The organism is Nocardiopsis chromatogenes YIM 90109, assembly GCF_000341185.1.
GTDB lineage: Bacteria > Actinomycetota > Actinomycetes > Streptosporangiales > Streptosporangiaceae > Nocardiopsis_A > Nocardiopsis_A chromatogenes.
Genome location: NZ_ANBH01000024.1, coordinates 41,934 through 48,356 on the forward strand (window position 1 = coordinate 41,934; position 6,423 = coordinate 48,356).

A 6,423-nucleotide genomic window follows, 5' to 3' on the forward strand; every position below is an offset into this window, starting at 1 on the left:
GAGCGCCGGTGGATCCTCCCGATGGCGGCGGCCACCGCGAGCGCTCCGAGAGCCGCTCCGACATGCGGCCACGGGCCACCCGCCCGGCACCACCGCGCACGTCGGGGTGGGGGGAGACAAGCGACCGGGCGGCCCCGATGCCCGGGGAAGGGCAGCGGCCCCGTGTACCGCGAAGGGCCGGACCCTGGTGCGGGTCCGGCCCTCTTCAGTGCGGGGCAGGTCAGTGGTCCATGTCGCCGTGGTCCATGTCATCCATGTCGCCATGGTCCATGTCGTCCATCGACTCCATGTCGCCGCCGCTCTCGGCGTTGTCGCCCATGACGTCCTCCACCTCTGCCTCCACCTCGACGGTGCCGGACTTCTCGAAGCGGAGTTGCAGGGCCACCGTCTCGCCCGCCTCCAAGGGGTCCGGGTCCATCAGCATCAGGTGCAGCTTCCCCGGCTCGAAGGAGACGGTCTCCCCCGCCTTGACCGGGATCTCGTCGCGCTCCTCCATGCCCGTGGTGCCGTCGTCCTTCTGCACGCTCTCGTGCATCTGGACCTCGTCGGCGACCGCGGTGTCCGCCCCGATCAGGGTGTCGTCGGCGCCACCGGTGTTCTCGATGGTCACGTACGCCGACGTCACGTCCGGCGTCAGCGGGACCCGGACCGTGGCGTCCGACGTCTCGATCTGCGGCTCCTGCGCCGCGCAGCCCGCGATCGCCGCCAGGGCGAAGGCACCGGCGGCCCACGACACCGTGAGGGCACGGCCGCCCACCATCGTGCGCCGTCTCGTCATGGCGCGCCGCGCCGCCATCGTGTGCCGCGCCGCCGTGGTGTGCCGCGGCGCCATCGTGCGCCGTCGTCCCGCCATCATGCGTCCTCCCCGATGACGGTCTCCAGGTCCTCGGCGATCTGCTCCGAGCCGGTGCCGTAGGACCACATGATCTGCGAGTTCCCCTCCGGGTCGAACAGCAGTGTCTGGCCGCCGTGGTCGACCTGGTAGTCCCCGGAGCGGTCCTCGGGCCGGGACACCGAGATGCCCAGCTCGTCGGCGGTCGCGTCGGTCTTCTCCAGGTCCGTGGTGAGCCCCACGAACGAGGGGTCGAAGCTGCTCAGCCACATGTCGAGCAGCTCGGGGTCGTCCCGCTCCGGGTCCGCCGTGATGAACACGGTCTGGAACTCCTCGCGCTCGGACTCGTCCAGCATCCCCACCGCCTGGGACAGGTCCGCCATGGTGGTCGGGCAGATGTCCGGGCAGTTGGTGAACCCGATGAACACCGCCGTGTACTTCCCGGCCGAGTCCTCCTTGAGGTCGTAGGGCTCGCCCTTGTTGTCGGTGAACTCGGTGGAGGGCAGCGTGAACGCGCCCGCGATCTCGCTGCCGTTGTAGGGGGAGTCCCCGCTGCCGGTGGCCGCCTGGCCGCCGCATCCGGCCAGCAGGGCCGTCGCGGCCGCCGCACCGGCGGGCGCCCTCNCTCGCGTCTTCCTCAGGTTCGTCGCGTTCCGGGGGTCGCGTGGTCCGCGCACGCCGCGCCGGACGGCGGCCGCCCCGGGAGACGTCCGAGGGTCAGGCCGCTGTCGCGCACGGGCGCGGGGCCCGCGGCGGCGGGGCCCGGCCGGCGAGGGTGTGCCGCAGGAAGCGGGTCGTGAGGAAGGCGCGGGGCGGCTCCACAGGGAGCGACGGCGCGGGCGGCGGCAGCGCCCCGGCCTTCCCCCGGACCGGGAGCCGGGCCCGCAGCAGGCGCAGGACCGCCCACAGCGCCTCTTCTCCCGAGCTCAGCCACCACCCGGTGACCAGTGCCGCCCAGATGTGGGCGGCCAGCATCCCGAAGTCCGCGTGCACGGCCGCGCTGCCGCACAGGTGCTCCACGGACAGGGGCCCTGCGCCGGGCAGCGGCGAGGTCGCGGCGGAGAACCCCATGTGCAGCAGGAGCTGGGCCCCGAACAGTCCGGGCGCGAGCGAGGCGATCGACCGCCGCCCCCGCGCGAACGGGAACGCGGCCAGGGCCACCAGCGCCCAATAACCCGCCACGACGCCGGGCAGCGGCGCGGGCGCGCCCGCCGCGGTGTGGCCGAACAGCGCGACGCCCGTGCACACGGCGGCGAAGAGCGCCGCCCTGAGCAGGGCGAGTCGGAGTCCGTACGAGGCGTCTGACATGGCGGGACTCATCATCCCAGCGGTCCGGCGGACCCATGAACCGGGGCGGGGTCGACGCACCGGGGCCGGTCACGGGAGGGCGGAGCGCTCATCCCCGCGCACACGGCGGTCGCGCGCCCCGCGCCGGTCGCCCGGGCACCGCGGGGAGGGGGACGGATCGCCGTGTCGTCTTCGCCACTCCCGGCGGCCGACCGCCGTGCCGGTGCCCTGGCGTGGATCGGTCGTTGCACCACCCCTGACCGCATGCGTGCCATGGCCCCCTTCGAGATCCGCGACGACCACCGCTCCAGGGGCCGCCGCCCCCTCGAACACGAACGGGCGGAACACCTCCGCCTGGTGAACGCTGGATACACCGAACACCCGCGCCTGTGCCTGCGGACCCGTGGGCATCCACCGCAGGACCGGCACCGCCCGACGCAAAGGACGCCGCCCCGCCTCCGCCCGGCTCCGGTTGGCGGACTCACCCGCTCGGTCACGTCCGTGGGGTCTCCGTCAGACCAGGTCGGCAGGGCGGCAGTAGCGTCGAGGCGGGCCCGTCCCCCCCTCTCGGGGGCATGACCGGCGCCCCGCTCGTCGATGGGCGGCCGAAGGCGGCCCGCCGTCGGGCAGGGCGCCGGTGCAGGGGCACCGGCGGACGGAAATCCCGTGGCCGTGCTCTCGTCGGCCGTCCGCCGACGGCTGTCGCGGCCGCCGAAGGTGACGCCGCTGCAACGGACACCGTCCGCCGCTCTCCCTCTCCGTCCCGGGCCGGAGAGCGGCAGGGACGATGGGGGCCGCCACCGCTTCCGCCCCCGGGTCATTCCAGGCCCAGCGCGTGGGCGAGGACCGCGCGTGCCTCATCCGGGTCCACGTCGCGGTCGTCGAGCAGGGCCTCCAGGCACAGCCCGTCGGCGGCGGCCACCGCCGTGCGCACCGCCACCGGGTCGTCGGTGTGCCGCCGCGCCACCTCGGCCACCAGGTCCATCCACCGGCGGGCCTGCGCACGCAGCGACGGCCTGCGCACCGCGAGGAGGGTGAGTTCGTACTCGGCCAGGCAGCGCCCGCGCTGCTCCGGCGAGCCGCCGCCGATGATGGCCTCGGCGAGGGTGTCCAGCGTCCCTCCGCCGTGCTCGGTCGCCTCGCGCACCCGGCACACGTACGCGTCGGCCGCCTCGGTGAGGGCCGCCACCAGCAGGTCGTCGATGGTCGCGAAGTAGTACACCGCCGAGCTGGCCGGGATCCCCGCCTCGGCGGCCACCGCCCGGTGGGTGACGCCCGCCGTGCCGTCGCGCTCGATCACCCGCAGCGTCGCGTCGATGATCGCGGACCGCCGCCGCTCGCCGCGCGCGCGTCGGCCGTCCTCCTTCGCGCCGTCGTCCTCTGGGCCCCCCGGCCGTGCGCCGGACCCGTCCTGCGAGGTCAATGCGCTCCCCCCGTCTCGATCGCCAATACGCCGCCGATGATCAGCAGGACACCGGCGACCTGCACCCAGGTGAGCGTCTCGCCCAGGAACAGCGCCCCGATGACCGCCACCAGGGACACGCCCACCGCCGCCCAGATGGCGTAGGCCACCCCCACCGGCATGCCCAGCTTGAGGGTCTGGGCCAGCAGGAAGAACGCGGTCCCGTACCCGATGGCGGTGATCACCGACGGGACCAGGCGGGTGAACCCCTCGGAGAAGCGTAGCGAGACGGTCGCGGTGACCTCGGCGAGGATCGCCCCGATGAGCAGCAGCCAGGGCATGGGCCCTCCCCCTTCCGTCGCCGCCGGGGCCCAAACGCCCGGCGATATTTTTGAACTATGGTTCAACTTAATTCCTTGAACGATAGTTCAACAAGGCCTGTTCCGCTGCTTTCGGGTGATGCGCGCCACGCCCGCCCCGTGCCGCGGACCCGCCCACCCGCTCTCCCCCGCCCCCGGACCTGCGGGCTAACGTTGACCCGTGACCATGCGCGAGGGGACCCCCACGACCACGGCCGGCGCCCTGGCCCGGCTCGGCTTCGGCGACGGCGAGCGGGCGCTCCGCCTGCTCCGGGAGGCCGGCATCGACCCGGCCGACCACCGCGACCTCACCGCGGCCCTGGGCGCCGCCGCCGACCCCGACCAGGCCCTCACCGGGCTGGTGCGCATCGCCGAGCAGGCCGACGACCCCGGCGAGCTGCTGGAGGCCCTGGCCTCCGACGCCGACCTGCGCGCCCGCCTGACCGCCGTGCTCGGCGCCAGCGACGCCCTCACCGACCACCTGGTGCGCCACCCCGGCGACTGGCGCGAGCTGCGCGGCCCCGACGCCGCCCGCACCCCCTCCGCCGCCGAGCTGCGCGACGGCTTCCTGCACACCGTCGGCGCCGACCCCACCTCCCCCGCGCCCGCCGCCGACCCGGACGCCGCGGGCGGCGCCCCCTCCCGCGCGCTGCGCGCCGCCTACCACCGGCGGGTCCTGCGCCTGGCCGGGCGCGACCTGACCGGCACCGCCGACCTGCCCGACGTCGGCGCCGAGCTGGCCGACCTGGCCGCCGCCGTACTCGACGCCGCCCTGGCCGTGGCCCGCGGCGAGTCCCCTGAGGACGCCGCCCGGTGCCGCCTGGCCGTGATCGGCATGGGCAAGTGCGGCGGCCGGGAGCTGAACTACGTCAGCGACGTGGACGTGGTCTTCGTCGCCGAGCCCGCCGACGGGGCCGACGAGCACGACGCGATGCAGGCCGCCACCCGACTGGCCTCCCGGATGATGGCGATCCCCGCCGAGACCGACGGGGAGGGCACGCTCTGGGAGGTCGACGCCGCCCTGCGCCCCGAGGGCAAGAACGGCCCGCTGGTGCGCCCGCTGTCCGGCCACATCGCCTACTACGAGCGCTGGGCCAAGACCTGGGAGTTCCAGGCCCTGCTCAAGGCCCGCCCCGTGGCGGGCGACGCCGGGCTCGGCGACGACTACGCCGCCGCGATCGGCCCCATGGTCTGGCGCGCCGCCGACCGCCCCGGGTTCGTGGAGGACGTGCAGGCGATGCGCCGCCGGGTGGTGGCGCACATCCCCGCCGCCGAGGCGGCCCGCGAACTCAAGCTGGGCCCCGGCGGCCTGCGCGACATCGAGTTCAGCGTGCAGCTGCTGCAACTGGTGCACGGGCGCGCCGACGCCGCCCTGCGCTCGGGGAACACCCTGCAGGCCCTTGAGGCGCTGTCGTCCGGGGGCTACGTCGGCCGCTCCGACGCCGCGGGGCTGGCCTCCTCCTACCGGTTCCTGCGCCGGGTGGAGCACCTGCTGCAGCTGCACAAGCTGCGCCGCACCCACCTGCTGCCGGACGCCTCCTCCGCCTCCGGGCAGGAGGCGCTGCGCCGCCTGGGCCGCACCCTGGGGCACGCCGCCAACCCGGTCTCCGACCTCACCGCGGCCTGGAAGCGGGTCGCCGGTGACGTGCGGCGGCTGCACGAGAAGCTGTTCTACCGGCCGCTGCTCAACGCGGTCGCCCGCCTGCCCGGGGACGAATCGCGGCTCACCCCCGAACAGGCGGGCGAGCGCCTGGGCGCGCTCGGGTTCGCCGACCCGAAGGGCGCGCTGCGGCACCTGCAGGCGCTCACCTCGGGGGTGTCGCGCCGGGCGTCCATCCAGCGCACGCTGCTGCCGGTGATGCTGGGCTGGTTCTCCGACGCGCCCCGGCCCGACGCCGGGCTGCTGGGGTTCCGCCAGGTCAGCGACGCGCTCGGGGCGACCCCGTGGTACCTGCGGCTGCTCCGCGACGACGTGCGGGTGGCCGAGCGCATGGCCCGGGTGCTGGGCACCAGCCGGTACGCCACCGACCTGCTGCTGCGCGCCCCCGAGGCGGTGGCGATGCTGGCCGGGGACGAGGAGCTGGCCCGGCGCCCCACCGCCCAGCTGGCGACCGAGGCCGAGGCGGCGCTGCGCCGCCACGACGACGGGGAGACGGCGGTGGCGGCGGTGCGGGCGCTGCGCCGCCGGGAGCTGTTCCGCACCGCCGCCGCCGACCTGCTGGGGGTGGCCGACATCGGCGAGGTGGGCCGGTCGGTGAGCGCGATCTCCCGGGTGACCGTGGACGCGGCGCTGCGCGCCGCCGAACGGACGGCCGCCGCGGAGCACGCGGGCAGGGCCGGACAGGGCGGCGGGGGGCCGGACGGCGGCGCCCCGGCCCCCGCCCGCATGGCGGTGATCGGCATGGGGCGCTTCGGCGGCCGCGAGCTGACCTACGCCAGCGACGCCGACGTGGTGTTCGTGTACGAGCCGGTCGAGGGCGCCGACCCGGAGGAGGCGCGGAGGTACGCCGAGGCGCTGGTCCGGGAGATGCGGCGGGTCTTGG

The 6,423-nt window shown here is 75.6% G+C and carries 6 protein-coding genes; 1 reads left to right on the forward strand and 5 read right to left on the reverse strand.

Annotation, left to right across the window (positions count from 1 at the left end; all coding sequences use genetic code 11):
- Window positions 1-220: 220 nt before the first annotated feature.
- The 5 genes from D476_RS0102215 to D476_RS0102235 all read right to left on the reverse strand — a co-directional run bounded on the left by D476_RS0102215 (window position 221) and on the right by D476_RS0102235 (window position 3,862).
- Window positions 221-856, reverse strand: a complete 636-nt coding sequence (locus D476_RS0102215; protein ID WP_239648569.1) for a copper chaperone PCu(A)C — start codon at window positions 854-856, stop codon at window positions 221-223.
- On the reverse strand, window positions 853-1,509 hold the full coding sequence (locus tag D476_RS0102220) for an SCO family protein (protein ID WP_017622354.1): 657 nt from the start codon (window positions 1,507-1,509) through the stop codon (window positions 853-855). Before D476_RS0102220 ends, D476_RS0102215 begins: the two co-directional genes overlap by 4 nt.
- Before the next feature lie 40 nt (window positions 1,510-1,549).
- The gene (locus tag D476_RS0102225; protein ID WP_017622355.1) at window positions 1,550-2,140 is read right to left on the reverse strand and encodes a hypothetical protein; all 591 of its coding nucleotides are present in this window, start codon (window positions 2,138-2,140) and stop codon (window positions 1,550-1,552) included.
- Window positions 2,141-2,936: 796 nt separating this feature from the next.
- Window positions 2,937-3,542: a TetR/AcrR family transcriptional regulator gene (locus tag D476_RS0102230; RefSeq protein ID WP_017622356.1), complete on the reverse strand. Its 606-nt coding sequence runs from the start codon at window positions 3,540-3,542 to the stop codon at window positions 2,937-2,939.
- Window positions 3,539-3,862 carry a DMT family transporter gene (locus D476_RS0102235; RefSeq protein ID WP_017622357.1) on the reverse strand — a complete coding sequence of 108 codons (324 nt, stop codon included), beginning with the start codon at window positions 3,860-3,862 and terminating at the stop codon, window positions 3,539-3,541. Before D476_RS0102235 ends, D476_RS0102230 begins: the two co-directional genes overlap by 4 nt.
- Window positions 3,863-4,067: 205 nt before the next feature.
- Between D476_RS0102235 and D476_RS0102240 the strand changes: the two genes are divergently transcribed.
- On the forward strand, window positions 4,068-6,423 hold a 2,356-nt coding region (locus tag D476_RS0102240; protein ID WP_026123149.1), incomplete at its 3' end, for a bifunctional [glutamine synthetase] adenylyltransferase/[glutamine synthetase]-adenylyl-L-tyrosine phosphorylase.

Bases quoted from the DNA above. Each gene is read 5' to 3' on its own strand.
- D476_RS0102215 (WP_239648569.1), bottom strand. From the start codon at position 856: ATGATGGCGGGACGACGGCGCACGATGGCGCCGCGGCACACCACGGCG.
- D476_RS0102225 (WP_017622355.1), bottom strand. From the start codon at position 2,140: ATGTCAGACGCCTCGTACGGACTCCGACTCGCCCTGCTCAGGGCGGCG.
- D476_RS0102235 (WP_017622357.1), bottom strand. From the start codon at position 3,862: ATGCCCTGGCTGCTGCTCATCGGGGCGATCCTCGCCGAGGTCACCGCG.